General features: G+C 71.0%; 22 protein-coding genes and 1 tRNA gene. 3 read left to right on the forward strand and 20 right to left on the reverse strand.

Features of this window, described 5'->3' with window-relative positions; genetic code table 11:
- Positions 1–11: 11 nt before the first annotated feature.
- From ACWC5O_RS11450 to ACWC5O_RS11465, 4 genes are all read right to left on the reverse strand, one after another.
- Positions 12–482: a PPOX class F420-dependent oxidoreductase gene (locus tag ACWC5O_RS11450; RefSeq protein ID WP_450780960.1), complete on the reverse strand. Its 471-nt coding sequence runs from the start codon at positions 480–482 to the stop codon at positions 12–14.
- Positions 483–550: 68 nt separating this feature from the next.
- A complete protein-coding gene (locus ACWC5O_RS11455) occupies positions 551–1,372 on the reverse strand; it encodes a YceI family protein (RefSeq protein WP_450586290.1) in 822 nt (273 codons plus the stop codon).
- Between the two features lie 103 nt (positions 1,373–1,475).
- Positions 1,476–4,034, reverse strand: coding sequence for an MFS transporter (locus tag ACWC5O_RS11460; protein WP_450586292.1), 2,559 nt, complete (start codon positions 4,032–4,034; stop codon positions 1,476–1,478).
- Positions 4,035–4,047: 13 nt separating this feature from the next.
- Positions 4,048–4,542, reverse strand: a complete 495-nt coding sequence (locus ACWC5O_RS11465) for a MarR family winged helix-turn-helix transcriptional regulator (protein ID WP_450586294.1) — start codon at positions 4,540–4,542, stop codon at positions 4,048–4,050.
- 204 nt (positions 4,543–4,746) lie between these two features.
- Here ACWC5O_RS11465 and ACWC5O_RS11470 point away from each other — a divergent pair, with 204 nt between their 5' ends.
- A complete protein-coding gene (locus ACWC5O_RS11470) occupies positions 4,747–4,944 on the forward strand; it encodes a hypothetical protein (RefSeq protein WP_450586295.1) in 198 nt (65 codons plus the stop codon).
- 22 nt (positions 4,945–4,966) lie between these two features.
- Here the strand turns inward: ACWC5O_RS11470 and ACWC5O_RS11475 are convergent, their stop codons facing one another.
- From ACWC5O_RS11475 to ACWC5O_RS11515, 9 genes are all read right to left on the reverse strand, one after another.
- Positions 4,967–5,710 (reverse strand): hypothetical protein, encoded by a 744-nt coding sequence (locus tag ACWC5O_RS11475; protein WP_450586297.1) that lies wholly within the window; start codon positions 5,708–5,710, stop codon positions 4,967–4,969.
- A gap of 38 nt (positions 5,711–5,748) precedes the next feature.
- Positions 5,749–6,675 carry an RNA polymerase sigma factor SigF gene (locus tag ACWC5O_RS11480; protein ID WP_450586298.1) on the reverse strand — a complete coding sequence of 309 codons (927 nt, stop codon included), beginning with the start codon at positions 6,673–6,675 and terminating at the stop codon, positions 5,749–5,751.
- A gap of 312 nt (positions 6,676–6,987) precedes the next feature.
- Positions 6,988–7,857: an RNA polymerase sigma factor SigF gene (locus ACWC5O_RS11485; RefSeq protein WP_450586434.1), complete on the reverse strand. Its 870-nt coding sequence runs from the start codon at positions 7,855–7,857 to the stop codon at positions 6,988–6,990.
- A gap of 175 nt (positions 7,858–8,032) precedes the next feature.
- Positions 8,033–8,326: a Dabb family protein gene (locus ACWC5O_RS11490; RefSeq protein WP_450586300.1), complete on the reverse strand. Its 294-nt coding sequence runs from the start codon at positions 8,324–8,326 to the stop codon at positions 8,033–8,035.
- Positions 8,327–8,357: 31 nt separating this feature from the next.
- On the reverse strand, positions 8,358–8,537 hold the full coding sequence (locus ACWC5O_RS11495) for a hypothetical protein (RefSeq protein WP_450586301.1): 180 nt from the start codon (positions 8,535–8,537) through the stop codon (positions 8,358–8,360).
- 167 nt (positions 8,538–8,704) lie between these two features.
- Positions 8,705–8,789, reverse strand: a tRNA-Ser gene (locus tag ACWC5O_RS11500).
- A 45-nt stretch (positions 8,790–8,834) separates the two neighbouring features.
- Entirely contained in the window at positions 8,835–9,266 is a 432-nt protein-coding gene (gene tadA, locus ACWC5O_RS11505; protein ID WP_450586303.1) for a tRNA adenosine(34) deaminase TadA, read from the reverse strand.
- Between the two features lie 56 nt (positions 9,267–9,322).
- Positions 9,323–9,859: a tRNA adenosine deaminase-associated protein gene (locus ACWC5O_RS11510; RefSeq protein ID WP_450586436.1), complete on the reverse strand. Its 537-nt coding sequence runs from the start codon at positions 9,857–9,859 to the stop codon at positions 9,323–9,325.
- 334 nt (positions 9,860–10,193) lie between these two features.
- Positions 10,194–10,394: a hypothetical protein gene (locus ACWC5O_RS11515; protein ID WP_450586438.1), complete on the reverse strand. Its 201-nt coding sequence runs from the start codon at positions 10,392–10,394 to the stop codon at positions 10,194–10,196.
- A 105-nt stretch (positions 10,395–10,499) separates the two neighbouring features.
- Between ACWC5O_RS11515 and upp the strand changes: the two genes are divergently transcribed.
- A complete protein-coding gene (gene upp / locus ACWC5O_RS11520; protein ID WP_386580343.1) occupies positions 10,500–11,135 on the forward strand; it encodes a uracil phosphoribosyltransferase in 636 nt (211 codons plus the stop codon).
- Between the two features lie 125 nt (positions 11,136–11,260).
- Here the strand turns inward: upp and ACWC5O_RS11525 are convergent, their stop codons facing one another.
- The gene (locus tag ACWC5O_RS11525; protein ID WP_450586305.1) at positions 11,261–11,899 is read right to left on the reverse strand and encodes a LytR C-terminal domain-containing protein; all 639 of its coding nucleotides are present in this window, start codon (positions 11,897–11,899) and stop codon (positions 11,261–11,263) included.
- A 99-nt stretch (positions 11,900–11,998) separates the two neighbouring features.
- Entirely contained in the window at positions 11,999–12,295 is a 297-nt protein-coding gene (locus ACWC5O_RS11530) for a type II toxin-antitoxin system VapB family antitoxin (RefSeq protein ID WP_003999914.1), read from the reverse strand.
- 386 nt (positions 12,296–12,681) lie between these two features.
- On the opposite strand from ACWC5O_RS11530, the gene ACWC5O_RS11535 reads away from it, so the two are divergent.
- A complete protein-coding gene (locus tag ACWC5O_RS11535) occupies positions 12,682–13,428 on the forward strand; it encodes a hypothetical protein (RefSeq protein ID WP_450586307.1) in 747 nt (248 codons plus the stop codon).
- A gap of 226 nt (positions 13,429–13,654) precedes the next feature.
- Here the strand turns inward: ACWC5O_RS11535 and ACWC5O_RS11540 are convergent, their stop codons facing one another.
- The 5 genes from ACWC5O_RS11540 to ACWC5O_RS11560 all read right to left on the reverse strand — a co-directional run bounded on the left by ACWC5O_RS11540 (position 13,655) and on the right by ACWC5O_RS11560 (position 16,348).
- On the reverse strand, positions 13,655–13,783 hold the full coding sequence (locus tag ACWC5O_RS11540; protein WP_450586309.1) for a hypothetical protein: 129 nt from the start codon (positions 13,781–13,783) through the stop codon (positions 13,655–13,657).
- Positions 13,784–13,829: 46 nt separating this feature from the next.
- The gene (locus ACWC5O_RS11545; protein ID WP_450586310.1) at positions 13,830–14,153 is read right to left on the reverse strand and encodes a hypothetical protein; all 324 of its coding nucleotides are present in this window, start codon (positions 14,151–14,153) and stop codon (positions 13,830–13,832) included.
- A gap of 77 nt (positions 14,154–14,230) precedes the next feature.
- Positions 14,231–14,899 (reverse strand): HdeD family acid-resistance protein, encoded by a 669-nt coding sequence (locus tag ACWC5O_RS11550; RefSeq protein ID WP_450586312.1) that lies wholly within the window; start codon positions 14,897–14,899, stop codon positions 14,231–14,233.
- 108 nt (positions 14,900–15,007) lie between these two features.
- Positions 15,008–15,601: an HhH-GPD-type base excision DNA repair protein gene (locus tag ACWC5O_RS11555; protein WP_450586314.1), complete on the reverse strand. Its 594-nt coding sequence runs from the start codon at positions 15,599–15,601 to the stop codon at positions 15,008–15,010.
- Between the two features lie 24 nt (positions 15,602–15,625).
- Positions 15,626–16,348, reverse strand: coding sequence for a siderophore-interacting protein (locus tag ACWC5O_RS11560; RefSeq protein WP_450586315.1), 723 nt, complete (start codon positions 16,346–16,348; stop codon positions 15,626–15,628).
- Positions 16,349–16,362: the final 14 nt, after the last annotated feature.

Consider the following 16,362-nt stretch of genomic DNA (forward strand, 5'->3'; position numbering starts at 1 on the left):
GGCTGGGAGGTCTACCCCTCGGCCACCAGTCGCGCCGGAAATCCCCCGGTCGCCACGGGCCCCCACCGTTCCGGAGTGACCCGGATGATCGACTTGCCCTGCTTGACCATCGCCTCCCGGTACTCGTCCCAGTCGGGGTGCTCGCCGGCGATGTTGCGGTAGTACTCGACCAGGGGCTCCACGGAGTCGGGGGCGTCGACGACCTCGGCGGTGCCGTCGATCTGGACCCAGGGGCCGTTCCACTCGTCGCTCAGGACGATCAGGCTGACCCGTGGGTCGCGCTTGGCGTTGCGGGTCTTGGCGCGCTCGGGGTAGGTGGAGACCACGATCCGGCCCGAGTCGTCCACCCCGCAGGTCAGCGGGGAGCCCTGGGGGCTCCCGTCGGTGCGGCGGGTGAGCAGGATGGCGCGGTGGCGGGGGCGTACGAAGTCCAGCAGTTCGTCCAGCGAGACTTGGGTGTTCGTCGCGATGTCGGGTGCCATGGCCGCAGCCTAGAGCGCGCACGCGCCGGTGAGCCTGACCCTGCCGGGCACAGGCTCACCGGCGCGCCTCAGGCGGCGGGCAGTGCGCCGCCCTGGACCGCCTGGATGTCCAGCTCGACCTTGAGGGTCGTGCCGATGGCGGCGATGCCCGCCTGGAGGACCTGGTTGTAGTTCATCGCGAAGTCCTCGCGGTGGAGTTCGGTGGTGGCGCGGAAGGCGGCGCGGGTGCCGCCCCACGGGTCGGCCCCGGTGCCGAGGTAGGCCAGGTCCAGGTCGACCGGCCGTACGACTCCGTGCATCGCCAGCTCGCCGTGGACCGTCCAGCGGTCCGGGCCGGCCTGGGTCAGGCCGGTCGAGCGGTAGGTGATCTCCGGGTGCCGCTCGACGTCGAGGAAGTCGGCGGACCGCAGATGCGTGTCGCGCATCCCGTTGCCGGTGTCGACGGAGGCCGCCCGGACCACCGCTTCCACACGGGACCTGGTGACGTCGTCCGGGGCGATCTCGATGGACCCGCCGAACTCCGCGAACCGGCCGTGCACGCTGGAGATTCCCAGGTGCTGGGCGACGGCGGCGACGGAGGAGTGCACCGGGTCGATGGTCCACGGGCCGGGCGGCGGCAGTTCGGTGCCGCCCTGCCGGGCCAGGGTCACCGTGCCGACCTCGGCTCGTCCGCTCGCGGTGACGATCGCGCTGGAGGCGGCGGGCGCGTACCCGACGGCGGTCACGATCACCGTGTACGCCCCCGGCGCCAGCTCGGTGGCGTCCCGTACGGCACCCTCGGTGTCCGCCTCGGCTCGCAGCACCTGCGTACCGGTCATGTCGGTCACCGTGACGACCGCGTGCGACACGGCCCATCCGTCCCGGGTACGGATCCTCGCGGTCAGTCCCATCCCGTTTTCTCCCTGCAAGGAATGACAAAGGCTTGTAATGAGTCGCGTATGACACCGGCCCGTGGCGCGCGCATGGCGGCGCGCACCACGGGCCGGGGATGAACTACTCGCCGAGGTGGGCGAGTTCGATGTCGTGGCCGTCAACTCCGATGCCGGAGAGGGTCAGCGCGGTGGCCGCCGGCGGGTAGCCCGTCGCGATGACGGTGTACTCGCCGTTGTCCAGGTCGGTGAAGGCGTACGCGCCGTCCGTCCCGGTGGTGGCGGTGCCGACCACGTTGCCCGCCGCGTCCACGAGGGTCACGCGGGCGTCGGCCAGCGGGCCGTGCGGGGCCCGTACGACACCCTGCAGCTGGGCGCCGGCGTCCAGGCCGACCTCGATCCGGGTGACGCCGGTGGCGCCGATCTCGACGGGCAGGGCGCGCGGACGGTACCCGGCCGCGTTCACCGCGACGGTCACCACGCCCGGCACCAGCTCGGTGAAGGCGAACTCGCCCTGCTCACCGCTGGCCGCGGTGGCCAGCAGGTCCCCGCGCACATCGGTGACGATCACCATCGCGTCCTTGACCGGCAGCGCGCTCCCGGCCGCCCGGACCACACCGCTCAGCCCGCTGGTGCCGCTGAGCAGGAGGTCGTACGACAGCGGCTCCTCGCCCACCACGATCGTGGAGGCCTGTGGCTGGTAGCCGTCGGCGGAGGCGATCAGCACGTACGAGCCCGTGCCCGGCGCGTTCAGCCCGTAGGAGCCGTCGGCCTGGGCGACCGAGCGGCCCAGCTGGCGGCCACCGAGGGAGATCAGGGTGACCGCGGCCTGCGGGACCGGGGCGCTCTCGGCCCCGCGGACGAAGCCGTGGACCGGGGTGCCGCCGGAAGAGCCCGCCGCGTCAGCGGCAGGTGTCGACGCCTCGGGGGCGGGCAGGGTGGCGACTGCGGTGAACTGGTCGGTGGCGGCGGCCTCGGTGCCGTCCTGCGGGTTCACGATCGGGGCGGCCCAGCTGGGCACCTTCTCCCCGGCGGGGGCGGTCTGCGCGACGGCGGCGGCCCGGGTCTCGGCCTTGCCGGCCTCGGCGGCCTGGGCCAGGGCGCCCGTCGTGCGCAGCGGGACCTCCTTGATGAACAGGGTGACCAGGAAGGCGAGGAAGGCGATCGGCGCGACGTACAGGAAGATGTCGGCGATGCCGTGCCCGTAGGCGCCCTCCAGCCAGGTGCGGATGTGCGCGGGCAGCAGGTCCATGTCCGGCAGCTGGCCGGAGCCGCTGGCCTTGGCGGCCGCCAGCTGCTCCTTGGGCTTCAGCTGGCCGATGGTGTCCTTGGCGTAGTGGGTGATCCGGGTCGACATCACGGAGCCGAGCGCCGAGACGCCCACCGCGCCGCCGAGGGACCGGAAGAAGGTGACGACCGAGCTGGCGGCACCGAGTTCGTGCGGGGCGACCTGGTTCTGGGTGGACAGGACCAGGTTCTGCATCATCATGCCGATGCCGAGGCCCATGACCGCCATGAAGATCGCGATCTTCCAGTAGTCGGTGTCGTACCGCATGGTGCCGAGCAGCCCCAGACCGGCCGTCAGCAGCACACCGCCGGTGACCAGCCAGGCCTTCCACTTGCCGGTCTTGGTGATGACCTGGCCGGAGACGGTGGAGGAGACGAACAGACCGGCGATCATCGGGATCGTCATGACACCGGACATCGTCGGGGACTTGTCGCGCGCCAGCTGGAAGTACTGGCTGAAGAACACCGTGCCGGCGAACATGGCGATGCCGACGAAGAGGGAGGCGACCGAGGCCAGCGCGATGGTGCGGTTCCGGAAGAGACGCAGCGGGATGATCGGCTCGCCGGCCTTCGTCTCGACGAAGAGGAAGATCAGCGTGAGGAGGAGCGCGCCGCCGACCATCGTGTAGGTCTGCCAGGACAGCCAGTCGTACTTGTCGTCGGCGAAGGTGACCCAGATCAGCAGCAGGCTGACGGCGGCGGTGATGAAGAAGGCACCGGCCCAGTCGACCTTGACCTTGCGCTTGGTCTCCGGCAGGTGCAGCGTCTTCTGCAGCACGAGCAGGGCGATCAGCGCGAAGGGGATACCGACGAACAGGCAGTAGCGCCAGCCGAGCCAGTCGGCGTCGGTGATGACACCGCCGACGAGCGGGCCGCCGACGGTGGCGACGGCGAAGGTCGCGCCGAGGTAGCCGGAGTACCGGCCCCGCTCACGCGGGGAGATCATCGCGGCCATGATGATCTGGGCCAGCGCGGTCAGACCGCCGGCGCCGAGGCCCTGGATGACCCGGGCGCTGATCAGCATCCCCGGGTTCTGCGCGAGACCGGCGACGACCGAGCCCGCGATGTAGATGACCAGGGCTATCTGGACGAGCGCCTTCTTGCTGACCAGGTCGGCGAGCTTGCCCCAGAGCGGGGTCGAGGCGGTCATCGCCAGCAGCGCGGCCGTGACGACCCAGGTGTAGGCGCTCTGTCCGCCGCCGAGGTCCTGGATGATCTCGGGCAGGGCGTTGGAGACGATGGTGGACGACAGGATGGCGGCGAACATGCCGAGCAGCAGCCCGGAGAGCGCCTCCATTATCTGCCGGTGGGTCATCGGGGCGTGCCCGGAGGCGCCTTGGGAGCCTCCCCCGTGCTTGGCGTGAGCCCGCACACCGGCTGGTGTGGTCGTTGCCATGGGCTTCCTTTGCTTACGTGCTTGCGGGTGTACGGGTGGTCTCTTCGACTACGGGTGCGGGCAGCCGTGGCGGGGCGGACCGGCAGTCGCCGAAGCTGGCGCGCAGGCGCGTCATCAGCCGGATGAGCTGGCCGACCTCCTCGTCGGTCCAGTCGCTCAGCCGGTCGGCGAGCAGATGGGTGGTCCGCCGGGACAGCTCGTCGAGCTGCTCCAGGCCCGCGGGCGTCAGACGCAGGATGCGCGAGCGCTTGTCCGCGGGGTCCGGTGACCGCTCGATCCAGCCGCGTGCGGCGACGTGCGCGACATGCCGGCTGGTGACCGACATGTCCACGGCGAGCAGCTCGGCGAGCTTGCTCATGCGCATGTCGCCGTGGCGACCGAGCAGGGTCAGCACGGCGGCCGAGCCGGCCGGGCACTCGGGCGGCAGGATCCGCCCCATGTCCCGTTTCACGGCTCCGACGGCACTGAGCTGACGCGCCAGCTCTTCGTACTGCGCCTGCCCGGCCATCACACCTCCCGTATTCGTTGCTTGGGGCAACCATAGATCAGTTGGTTGCTGCAGGCAAACAAGTGGGGGTGGGCTGGCGTAAAAACTTGGCAAAGGCAAGTGTTGCGACAGTAAATACGCAGGTGGGGGAGGGTGGCCTGCCCCCCTCTGTCCCGGTGGCCCCGCACTTGGGTCGGTCACCTGGATTCGCTAGTGTCTCGGGCCATGGCTAACACCCAGGGCCCCCAGGGCAACTACGACCCCGCCGGCAGCACCCAGATGTTCCGCGCGTTCGTCGACGAGGCTCCCCAGGGAGGCCGGCAGCAGGCGGCCGCCTCCTCCGGCCCGCGCCTCGGCCTGATCATCGGCGTCGTCGTCGCCGTGGCCGTCGTCGCCGCGGTGGCCTGGCTGGCGATGATGTAGGGACGCGACCTCCGGGCGAGCCTCACTCGCTCCACTGGACGGACACGTCCCGCGTCTCGATGTGCATGCCCAGCGGGACGCGCCAGGCGTCGACGCACACCGTCCAGGTGTGGTCCGCGCGCGCTCCCGGTCCGATCGGCACCGGGAGGTCCACGGTCGACTCGACCGTCCCCCAGTCGATGCCGAGCGCGCCGATGATGTGCGTCCCGAACGTCACCGTGCCCGACCGCACCGCCGTCCCGCCGGAGTTGTGAAAGCCGACGGTCACCTTCTCGCACCAGCGCTGGTCCGTGTCCTTGCGCGAGGGGTCGCCCCAGCCGAGGTCGGCGGGCGCGGGAGGCTTGGTACGACTGGGAGTTGGGGTGGGTGACGACGGCTGCTCCGGGGCGGTCGTGCCGTCACCGGTGGTGCTCGGTGGGCTGTCCGCGGGATCGGGTGCGGTGCTCCCGCCGGCCGGCGGGGTGCCCGACTCGGTCGCATCGGAGGGTGGATCCGAAGTGACCCCGTTCGACGGTGAGTTGGAGTGTGTGGTCGGCCCGTCCAGCGGGACCATCCGCACCGCTCCCGTCGGCGCCCCTGCCGAACCCGCCGGGCTCGGCACACCGCCCACCGCCACGTATCCGTCCCGGCCGCCGCCTCCGCACGCGGCCAGAGCCACGCCCAGGCACACGACGGCCGCCGACGCTGCCGTGACGGCGCCTCGGCGGCCCTGTGTCCATGTCGTCGTACGAAGTGTCCGGGTACGAAGCATCCGGGTACGAAGCATCCGGCCATGGTGACTGACGCTTCGTCAGATAGGAAGCCTCAGTCGGAGATGAGCCCTTCGCGCAGCTGGGCCAGGGTCCGGGTCAGCAGGCGGGAGACGTGCATCTGGGAGATGCCGACCTCCTCGCCGATCTGGGACTGGGTCATGTTGGCGAAGAAGCGCAGCATGATGATCCGGCGCTCCCGGGGCGGCAGCTTGGCCAGCAGCGGCTTGAGGGACTCGCGGTACTCCACGCCCTCCAGCGCGGTGTCCTCGTAGCCGAGACGGTCGGCCAGGGAGCCCTCGCCGCCGTCGTCCTCGGGGGCCGGGGAGTCGAGGGAGGAGGCGGTGTAGGCGTTGCCGACCGCGAGGCCGTCGACCACGTCCTCCTCGGAGACGCCGAGGACCGCGGCGAGTTCGGTCACCGTCGGGGAGCGGTCCAGCTTCTGGGACAGCTCGTCGCTGGCCTTGGTGAGGGCCAGGCGCAGCTCCTGCAGCCGGCGCGGGACGCGCACCGACCACGAGGTGTCGCGGAAGAAGCGCTTGATCTCACCCACGACCGTCGGCATCGCGAACGTCGGGAACTCCACGCCCCGTTCGCAATCGAAGCGGTCGATCGCCTTGATCAGGCCGATGGTGCCGACCTGGACGATGTCCTCCATCGGCTCGTTGCGCGAGCGGAAGCGGGCCGCCGCGTAGCGCACGAGCGGGAGGTTGAGCTCGATCAGGGTGTCCCGGACGTAGGCGCGCTCGGGGCTGTTCTCGTCGAGTGCGGCGAGCCGCAGGAACAGGGAGCGGGACAGGGTGCGGGTGTCGATGTCCGCCGTGGCCGGGACGGCCGGGGCGGCATCGGGGGCCTGGACGGGCGGGGCCGGCAGGGTCTCGAGGGACGTGACGTCGTCGAGCACGTCGATGGCGTCGAGCTGCTTGGGCGCTGCCTCGCTCGTGGGCGTGAGCACCTTCGAGCTGCCCTGGTCTGCGGACATGCCACCCCCTTTGGGTCGCGGGACGGTCGCGGCGGCGATGCCTTTCGAGCAACGCAGCCTTCACCTGAATACCGGAGCCGGAGGTCCGGCAAACGCGCTTCCCGCAGAATGTCACATGTCGGCAACACGCTGTAGCGACATGTCGACATGTGAGATGTGAATCGGCCCTGGAAAGAAGGGGTCTGACGGTTTTTCGGCGCACAACTGTCGGGAACCGCCCTGGTGAGCGATTCGCTCTCGCCGGTTACCGATCGATCCTGCTTGCGAATCGGTTCGAGCTGGTGTGTTCCGGTCCGTGCTCCCGTGCGCCGGTTATGCCTCGATGCGATTCGCGGAACGCAGCCGCTGGAAGCTACGCGCGAGTAGTCGGGAGACGTGCATCTGGGACACACCGAGTTCCGCGCTGATCTGAGACTGAGTGAGATTGCTGTAGTAGCGCAGAAGAAGGATTCTCTGTTCACGTTCTGGGAGTTGCACGAGGAGATGGCGGACCAGGTCGCGGTGTTCCACGCCGTCCAGGGCCGGGTCCTCGTAGCCGATGCGGTCCAGCAGGCCCGGCAGCCCGTCGCCCTCCTGGGCGGCCTCCAGGGAGGTCGCGTGGTACGACCGCCCGGCCTCGATGCAGGAGAGCACCTCGTCCTCGCTGATCCGCAGGCGCTCGGCGATCTCGGCGGTCGACGGCTGGCGCCCGAAGGCCGTGGTGAGGTCCTCGGTGGCGCTGTTGACCTGTACCCACAGCTCGTGCAGCCGGCGCGGTACGTGGACCGTGCGGACGTTGTCCCGGAAGTACCGCTTGATCTCGCCGACGACGGTCGGCATCGCGAAGGTCGGGAACTGCACACCCCGGTCGGGGTCGAAGCGGTCGATGGCGTTGATCAGGCCGATGGTGCCGACCTGGATGACGTCCTCCATCGGCTCGTTGCGGGAGCGGAAGCGGGCGGCCGCGTAGCGCACGAGCGGGAGGTTGGCCTCGATGAGCGCCCCGCGCACGCGGTTGTGTTCCGGGGTGCCCGGCTTGAGGTCCTTCAGCTCACCGAAGAGCACCTGGGTCAGGGCGCGGGTGTCGGCACCGCGGCGCTTCTCGGGGGCGGGAGGGACTGTGGCGGGGTCGGGGGGAGCGGAGGCGGGGGCTGGGGCGGGCGCCTCGTCCTGGGGCGGCGCAGTACTGGCCGACACGGTCAACGCCACCTCTTCATCGGTCAATCATCCGTCAAAAGCGGTCATAGCATCACAAGACATGTGCACTGTGTGCAAGCACCGGATAACGCCGTGTTGTGTTCAAACAGCGCCAAGTTGGGTCACAAGACGCGCGAAAGCCCCCCGCCGTTCCCGGCGGAGGGCTCCCGGAGCGAGGGGCTCAGAACTCGTAGTCGGCGATCACCCACGTGGCGAACTCCCGCCACAGCGCGACACCCGCCTGATGGGCCGGGTGCTCCAGGTAGCGCCGCAGCGCGTCCGTGTCCTCGACCGCCGAGTTGATCGCGAAGTCGTAGGCGATCGGCCGGTCGCTGATGTTCCAGGCGCACTCCCAAAAGCGCAGCTCCTCGATCTGGCCGCCGAGCGCCCGGAAGGCGGCGACGCCCTCGACGACCCGTGGATCGTCGCGCTCGACGCCCTCGTTGAGCCTGAAGAGGACCAGGTGGCGGATCATGGGGTGTACCTCAGCTCTCTCGGCTTTCCGCTCAGCTCTTTGCTCCGTTGGCGATCCAGGTCATGAAGTCACCTATGGCCTTGGCCGCGTCCGATATGCCCTCGAAGGCTATCTGGACGTAGTCGGCCGCCTTGGCCGGATCCGTGATGATCACGTACAGCGCGAAGACCACGAGCACGTACACGGCGATCTTCTTGGCGTTCACCGTCACCGCGGCCTCCCCTGTGCCTGTGTGCCCCGTGGGACCCCTGTTGCCGGCGGCGAGTGTAACCTTCGTGCCCCCCGCGGGGGCCAACGGCCCGCCCGCCGAGGTTCCTTGCCGGGTCCCTGCCCGGTCACGCACGAAGGGCCCCGTCTCGCGACGGGGCCCTTCTTCAGCGGTAGCGGAGGGATTTGAACCCTCGGTGACTTGCGCCACACTCGCTTTCGAGGCGAGCTCCTTCGGCCGCTCGGACACGCTACCGAGGGAGACCTTACAGCAAGGTGGGGCATGGTTTGAAATCGGTATTCAGGGGCCCCGGAAAAACTCTGTGAGGATCCGGGCGCAGTCCTCGGCCAGGACGCCCTCGATCACCTCGGGCCGGTGATTGAGCCGCCGGTCCCGTACGACGTCCCAGAGGGAGCCGGCCGCCCCCGCCTTGTCGTCGCGGGCGCCGTAGACCACCCGGTCCACGCGGGCCTGCACGAGCGCGCCCGCACACATCGTGCAGGGCTCCAGGGTGACCACCAGCGTGCAGCCGGTCAGCCGCCACTCGCCGAGCCTGGACGCAGCCCGCCGGATCGCCAGGACCTCCGCGTGGGCCGTGGGGTCGCCGGTGGCCTCGCGCTCGTTGTGCCCGGCCCCGAGCACCGTCGTACCGTCCGGGGACAGCACGACGGCGCCGACGGGGACGTCCCCGCCCTGGACGGCCAGCTCGGCCTCGTCCAGGGCGAGCCGCATCGCGGCCCGCCAGCGGTCGCGTACCGGGTCCGGCGCGCCTTCCGTGTGCGAAGCGGTCAGCGGACGGTCTCCAGCACGTCCGAGGCGCCCAGGGCCTCGGCGATCTCGGCCAGCGCGTCGTTCGGGTCCAGGCCCAGCAGTTCCTTCTCGTTGACGCCCAGGTCGTCGAGGATGCGGCCGTCGCCCACCGGGCCGTGCGGCACCGCGCCGGCGGCGACGGTCCCCTCGTCGTCGTCCTCGTCCTCGGCCTCGCCGTCCTCGGTGCCGTCGAGGTCCAGGGAGTCCAGGTCGGGGCCGTCGTCGGAGCCGGGCTCCCGGCCGAGCAGCTCGTCGGTGAGCAGCAGCTCACCGTAGGCGCTGCGGGCGGCTGCGGCCGCGTCGGAGACGAAGATGCGAGGGTCCTCCTCGCCGTCCACGCGGACGAGACCGAACCAGGCGTCCTCCTGCTCGATCAGGACGAACACCGTGTCCTCGTCGGGAGAGGCTTCCCGGGCCAGGTCGGCCAGATCCGACAGGGTCTCCACATCGTCGAGCTCTGTGTCGCTCGCTTCCCACCCGTCTTCGGTGCGCGCGAGCAGTGCGGCGAAGTACACCGTGACTCTCCCACTGGTCATAGGCGTGCCGGTTGGGGGTCCCCCCGGCGGAGGTTCTGGGCGGAGAGAGCTGGGCTCCGAGCCCCACCCACTCGGAATCGTGGCAGAAACAAGGCGTTCAGGGGACGTCTTCGGCTCCCTGTGTCTGGCTGTTTTGATCGTGTGTCCGCATCCCGGGGGGAAAAGGACTCACCAGCGCACTCGTTGCCGCCACCTGCGGATCGTACGCGGCTTTTCCAGGCACCCACGCACGCCCACCTCCCAAACGCCGGAGCGGGCACGGATCTTCCTCACCTGGATCTCACCTTGACGGCGCCCGTGCACCGGGCTCCGCCTACCAGCGGAAGGTCCGCATTCGCATGGCGTGGCGCAGTCGGGCGGCCTTGGCGCGTCGGGGCTGGACCCGTTCGCGCAGCGCGCGGGCCTCGGCGAGGTCGCGCAGGAACTGGGCGCGGCGGCGTCGGCGCTCGGTGTCGGTCTCGGGCCGTTCCGGCCCGACGGTGTTCTTCGCGGCGTCGGTTTTGCGGTCAGGCAGGTCAGGCACAGTCACACCACCCCCGGTCCGTCCCTCCCACTTTCCCTCGGACGGGCGGTTTGATGCCAGAGCGAGGGGCCACCGAGCGCGGCTACTGTTATGGGCATGCGTCTCCACGTCGTCGACCACCCCCTGGTCGCCCACAAGCTCACCACGCTGCGCGACCAGCGCACCGACTCCGCGACCTTCCGGCGGCTCGCCGACGAACTGGTCACCCTGCTCGCCTACGAGGCCACGCGGGACGTGCGCACCGAGCAGGTCGACGTCCGGACGCCGGTCGCGCAGACCACCGGCGTCAAGCTCGCCCGCCCGCGTCCGCTGGTCGTGCCGATCCTGCGCGCCGGTCTCGGCATGCTGGACGGCATGGTCCGGCTGCTGCCGACCGCCGAGGTGGGCTTCCTGGGCATGATCCGCAACGAGGAGACGCTGCAGGCCTCCACGTACGCCTCGCGCATGCCGGAGGACCTCTCCGGCCGCCAGGTGTACGTCCTGGACCCGATGCTGGCCACCGGCGGCACGCTGGTCGCGGCCATCCAGGAGCTGATCAAGCGCGGTGCCGACGATGTGACCGCCGTGGTCCTGCTCGCCGCGCCCGAGGGCGTCGAGGTCATGGAGCGCGAGCTGGCGGGGACGCCGGTGACGGTCGTCACGGCGGCTGTCGACGACCACCTCAACGAGCACGGGTACATCGTGCCCGGGCTCGGGGACGCGGGGGATCGGCTGTACGGCGCGGCAGAGTAGGCGCTCCGCTCCGGACGCCGTAGGGGTGCGGTCGTGCCGGCGGCTGCGGGTTCGTTGTGGCTGGTCGCGCCCACGCGGCGGAGCCGCATGCCGGACACGGCCCCGCGCCCCTGGGGGCGCTTGCCTCAGCAGCTCTTCTTCGTGGCGGCCGCCGGCTCGGGGTCGGTCAGCTTGACCAGGGCCTGGTCGGCGGCCGTTCGCTGGGTGAGGTTCTTGAAGCCGTCACCGAGGATCAGGTCGAGGTCGGTGCCCTTGCGGGCCGCGTCGGTGCGGTGTTCGGCGGCGGGCAGTTGGGTGGCGAGCACCGGCAGCGAGGTGTTCAGCGCGGAGGCGGGGCCGAGGAGTATCCCGGCGCCCTTGACCTTCTTGTCGAACTCCTTGGACGCGTTGCCCACGTCGCCGATCTTGAAGCCGCGCTTCTTCAGCTCGTCCGCGGTGTCCTTGGCGAGGCCGGTGCGCGCGGTGGCGTTGTAGACGTTCACGGTGATCTCGCCGGGCTTGGGCAGCGCCTCCACCTGTGCGGCGGCCGTACTCGCCTTCGTGCGGCAGTGCGGCTTGGTGCCGGACGCCGAGGTCTTCTTGTCGCCGCCGGTGAAGACGTCGATGAGCTGCAGCGTGCCCCAGCCGATCAGGCCGAGCACGGCGGCGGACGCCACCACGGCGAACACGAGCCTGCCGCGTCTCCGGGGAGGGCGCATCCGCGGGTATTTGCCCCCCGTGATCCGGTACTGGCCGCCCATGCCGGGGGGAGTCAGCATGCTCATGGGCGCAGCGTAGTGCGCCTGGGCGGCGATGCCTATTAGATGATCAGTAGACGCCGCTCAGCGGAACCCGAAAGGGTCAACGGCCGTGTCGTGCCGCGGTCAGTCGAGTTCGAGCACGCGCGCGTGCAGCACCTGGCGCTGCTGGAGGGCGGCGCGGACCGCACGGTGGAGGCCGTCCTCCAGGTACAGGTCGCCCTGCCACTTCACGACGTGCGCGAAGAGGTCGCCGTAGAACGTCGAGTCCTCGGCCAGCAGGGTCTCCAGGTCGAGCTGCCCCTTGGTCGTCACGAGCTGATCGAGGCGGACCGGGCGCGGCGCGACGTCCGCCCACTGCCGGGTGCTTTCCCGGCCGTGGTCGGGGTACGGCCGGCCGTTTCCGATGCGCTTGAAGATCACACGGAAAGCCTACCGGTCAAGACGTTCCGGGCGCAGCCAAGGCGACGGAGTGTGACGCTGGAAAAGCCGTAGCGAAACGGATCATAGCGGGGCCTATCGGGAACAGGGGCCGGGGAGCTCGACCGGACTGAGCCGTTTCGGAGGCATGGCGAAGACCTTCCGCAGCACGGCGACGGTACTTGGCCACGACCCTTCCGGCAGTTGATCAACAGTGCGTAATCTCCTTGCCGCACAAGCTCTTCACGTATGGGTCAGGGGGAGACCGCAGGCAGCACCGCTCCACACCGCTCGCCAGAACTCTGGGCGCGGCGGCCATGCTTTCGGCGGCCATCGCATGGGGGGCGACCGTCTTGCCTCCCACGCACCCCCCGCGCCTGGAGGTTCTCGTGCCTCTGGCCCTGGCGGCGCTGTTCAGCCTGGGGTGGGTGCTGGCGGGCCGGTGGGCGCCGCCCGTGGAACCGCTGCCGACGACGGCTCCTCCCCAGGAGAGGATCCCCGGCAAGCTGGGAGCGGTGCGCCGCGACTGGGGATTCTTCGTCGCGGCTTGCCTCACCGTCCGGGCGCCGTGCGCGGCCGGCTGTGTCGCAGTAGCCGCAGCAGGAGACGATGACCCGTTCCTGTACGCCCTGTACGTCGTGGTCAGCTGGCTCTTCGGTGTCGTGCTCTCCCTGTACGCGCTCGCCCTGCTCAAGAACCAGCTCGGTCCCGGGCAGCGCATGCTCAGGGAGGACGCCGCCGCGGGCAGCGTCCACGCGGTCCGCGTCCGGTTCGCCACCCCGGTGCGGGAGGCGTACCGGTACCCGACCGGGGACGGTGTCGGTCGGATCGCCACCTCCAGCACCTACTGCATCGAACTCGTGCACGAGAACGAGGCCGGCAGGCGGCGGACCATCCGGCTGCGGGCCATGTCCGGTCACAACTTCCGCATATCCGTCGGCAACAAGCACCTCGCCCATGCCGCCGCCCGACTCGTCGGCCGTACCGGTACCTGCCGAAGGCACACGCCTCACAGCTGTGCGTCGCGGCGGCCGGCGCGCTCCTCTCCGTCCCGTTCCTGCTGGGTGTCGTCCCGCACTGGGCCGGCATGCTGCCGGCCGTGCTCTCGGGGGCCGTGGGGCTCTTCGCGGGGATGAGGGGCGGAGTGAGCCTGGACCAGGAACCGTGGACCGTCCGCACGACGTCGCATCCGTCGCTGCGGTAGGCGCAGCACGGCCATGGACGGGCAGGTCTCGGATCGCGCCCGGCTCGAGCCGCGCGGTGTGCCGTGTTGTGCACAGGCTGTGGATCGCGAGTCGGCGTACGAGGGGCTGGGCGCAGGCGGTGACCCGGCGGAGGCGGTGGTCCGCCCCCGCCGGGGGCTCAGCGGCCGTCCTCCCTCGCCGCCGGCTGCTGCGGTTGCGGGTTCTTCCGCTCCGGCTGGGGCGGTGTGCCGCGTCTGGCCTCCGCGCGCAGCAGGGCGCGCAGGACCGCGTACGGGTCTGTGGGCATGGTGGGTTCCTTGCGTCGAGCTGACTGGCCTGGGGGGAGGGCACGGTCAGCAGCGCAGGACCACCGTCCGGAGCAGGGGCACGGCGTACGGCGGCCGGGGCACGGCGGGACACGGGCGCAGCGCCGGACGGACGGGCGTCGGCGGGTCGGGCAGGGGTGCGGTGCGCTCGGGCGCGTCGGTCTGGTGGAGGGTGCGCGCGGGCGGCCGTAGCAGCGTGTCGAGGACGTCGTGCTCGGCGGTCTCGGCCGACACGGCCGGGGCGGGCGCCGCCTGGGCCTGCAGATGGGCGCCGGGCACCCACAGGGCGAGGAGCAGCACGAGCACCCGCAGCCAGGTACGGCTCCGGGGGAGGCTCGGGGTCCCGCTCACGGCAGTTCTGTGCCCGCCCGGCACCCGTCGCGCATCCCGCGTCCCGGAAGATCCGCCCGCTCGGCGTACCACGGAGATCACACCGTGTGCGGGACCTGCCGGGCGCGGCCGCGGATGCGCAACGCGGTGACGATCTCCACGACGCCGACGACCACCAGCCACCAGCCGCCGACCAGGGTCAGCACGGCGACCGACGTGAACGGGGAGTCGATCAGCACGATCCCGGCGATGAAGGTGACGACCCCGAGGAAGATCTGCCAGCCCCGGGCGGGCATGCGGCTGTCGGAGGCGGCGGCCAGGGTCTGGGTGATTCCGCGGATCACCCAGCTGATGCCGATCCACAGGGCGAGCAGCAGGATCGACTGCATGGGCCCGCGGAAGCAGAACAGGCCCAGCACGATCGACAGGGCGCCGCTGATGAAGGCGAGCACGCGCAGCGAGGTCGTCTTGTGGGTGCCGAACGCGGAGACCAGCTGGAAGATGCCGCTGACGAGGAGGTAGACGCCGAACAGGACACCGGCGGCGAGCAGGGAGGGGCCCGGCCAGACCAGCACCAGGATGCCGAGGACCAGCGAGGCGACGCCGGTGAGCAGGACGACCTGCCAGGCGGCCCGGGACAGGGCGTGCAGGGGGCCCTCGAAGGGCGGCTCGGGCTCGTGGTGCGCCTGCGGGGCCCCTCCCGCGTGGACGTTGCGGTCGTCGTACTCGCGACCCCAGGAGGGGTCACCGGTGGGTGCCTCGGTCATGCTCCATGCTTGGACCGCCCGTGCTCGTCCGGCCACCGGGGTGGGCCATGCGGCTGAGCCGCCCGCCCGGCCGGGCCCCGCCACCGGGGTGGGCCACCCGTTCGAGCCCTACTTCCCGGCGGCCTTCGCGGCCTTGGCCGCCGCCTTCGTCTCCTGCTTGTGGGCGCGCACCTTGGCCAGCGACTCGGGCCCGGTGATGTCGGCGACGGACCGGAAGGACTTCGCCTCGCCGTACGCCCCCGCGGCCTCCCGCCACCCCGCGGGTGCCACGCCCAGCTGCTTGCCGAGCAGCGCGAGGAAGATCTGCGCCTTCTGCCTGCCGAACCCGGGCAGGTCCTGGAGCCGCCTCAGCAGTTCCTTCCCGTCCTCGACACCCTTCCAGACCAGCTCGGCGTCCCCGTCGTAGTGCTCGACAAGGTACTGGCACAACTGCTGGATACGCTTGGCCATCGAGCCCGGGTAGCGGTGCACGGCGGGCTTCTCGGAGAGCAGCGCGGCGAAGGCCTCGGGGTCCATGACGGCGATCTCGTGCGCGTCCAGGTCCTCGGCGCCCATCCGCCGGGCGATGGTCACCGGCCCCTTGAACGCCCACTCCATCGGAACCTGCTGGTCGAGCAGCATCCCGGTCAGCGCGGCGAGCGGACTGCGCCCGAGCAGCGCGTCGGCCTCGGGGTCCTGGGCGAGGTGCAGCGTGACGTTCATGGGTCGATGATCGCGCCTGCGACGTCAGGACGCGCGCCAGTACCCGAGGGCATGCACCCGGGTCTTCGGCAGGCCCAGCTCCTTGCGCACGAACGCGGCCAGCGTGCGGGTGGTGGCCGTGTCGCAGGCGATCCAGACGTACGGGTCGGGGGTGCCGTCGAGCACGACGGGCAGCTCGGCGCGGACCCGGTCGGTGAGGTGGGCGCCCTCGTCGCGGCGGGGCACCTCGCGGATCTCGTGGCGGGCCGGGTCGGCGTGCCAGGGGAGACCGTCCAAGGTGCCCTCGAACCAGATCGTCGCCGGGGCGGAACCCAGCGTGCCGAGCAGGGAGTTGATCGCGGGCAGCGAGGCCGGGTCGCCGACGGCGACGACGTGCGAGGGGACGGGATCGGGATGCTGGAACCCGGTGCCCTGGACGGTCGCCTCGATGGTGTCCCCGGGCCGCGCGGCCCGCGCCCAGTCGGCGGCGCACCCGTCGTGAAGCGCGAACTCCAGGCCGAAGGTGCCGGTCGCCGGGTCCGGGCCGACCAGGGTGTAGGCCCGCTGGTGCGGGCGGCCGGCGTCGGAGAACCACAGGCGTATCCACATCGTGGGGTGGACGCCGGTCGCGGCGAGCAGCCCGCCGTCGGTCAGCCGCAGCCGCCGGTAGTGCGGGGTGACGTCCTCGGTCTCGGTGACCGTGCACACGAAGTCCTTGGCGCGCAGCAGTCGTAGGACCGCTCCCTCCCAGCCCCGCCCCTGCCCCATCCCGTCTCCACTCC

This window comes from Streptomyces sp. NPDC001450 (assembly GCF_053597295.1).

Excerpts from the sequence above, each read along its gene's own strand:
- ACWC5O_RS11525 (WP_450586305.1), bottom strand. The coding sequence starts at position 11,899 with ATGAGCATGCTGACTCCCCCCGGCATGGGCGGCCAGTACCGGATCACG.
- ACWC5O_RS11465 (WP_450586294.1), bottom strand. The coding sequence starts at position 4,542 with ATGGCCGGGCAGGCGCAGTACGAAGAGCTGGCGCGTCAGCTCAGTGCC.
- ACWC5O_RS11490 (WP_450586300.1), bottom strand. The coding sequence starts at position 8,326 with ATGATCCGCCACCTGGTCCTCTTCAGGCTCAACGAGGGCGTCGAGCGC.
- ACWC5O_RS11560 (WP_450586315.1), bottom strand. The coding sequence starts at position 16,348 with ATGGGGCAGGGGCGGGGCTGGGAGGGAGCGGTCCTACGACTGCTGCGC.
- ACWC5O_RS11475 (WP_450586297.1), bottom strand. The coding sequence starts at position 5,710 with ATGCTTCGTACCCGGATGCTTCGTACCCGGACACTTCGTACGACGACA.
- ACWC5O_RS11470 (WP_450586295.1), top strand. The coding sequence starts at position 4,747 with ATGGCTAACACCCAGGGCCCCCAGGGCAACTACGACCCCGCCGGCAGC.
- ACWC5O_RS11455 (WP_450586290.1), bottom strand. The coding sequence starts at position 1,372 with ATGGGACTGACCGCGAGGATCCGTACCCGGGACGGATGGGCCGTGTCG.
- tadA (WP_450586303.1), bottom strand. The coding sequence starts at position 9,266 with ATGCGGCTCGCCCTGGACGAGGCCGAGCTGGCCGTCCAGGGCGGGGAC.
- upp (WP_386580343.1), top strand. The coding sequence starts at position 10,500 with ATGCGTCTCCACGTCGTCGACCACCCCCTGGTCGCCCACAAGCTCACC.
- ACWC5O_RS11460 (WP_450586292.1), bottom strand. The coding sequence starts at position 4,034 with ATGGCAACGACCACACCAGCCGGTGTGCGGGCTCACGCCAAGCACGGG.
- ACWC5O_RS11480 (WP_450586298.1), bottom strand. The coding sequence starts at position 6,675 with ATGTCCGCAGACCAGGGCAGCTCGAAGGTGCTCACGCCCACGAGCGAG.
- ACWC5O_RS11550 (WP_450586312.1), bottom strand. The coding sequence starts at position 14,899 with ATGACCGAGGCACCCACCGGTGACCCCTCCTGGGGTCGCGAGTACGAC.
- ACWC5O_RS11555 (WP_450586314.1), bottom strand. The coding sequence starts at position 15,601 with ATGAACGTCACGCTGCACCTCGCCCAGGACCCCGAGGCCGACGCGCTG.
- ACWC5O_RS11450 (WP_450780960.1), bottom strand. The coding sequence starts at position 482 with ATGGCACCCGACATCGCGACGAACACCCAAGTCTCGCTGGACGAACTG.
- ACWC5O_RS11540 (WP_450586309.1), bottom strand. The coding sequence starts at position 13,783 with ATGCCCACAGACCCGTACGCGGTCCTGCGCGCCCTGCTGCGCGCGGAG.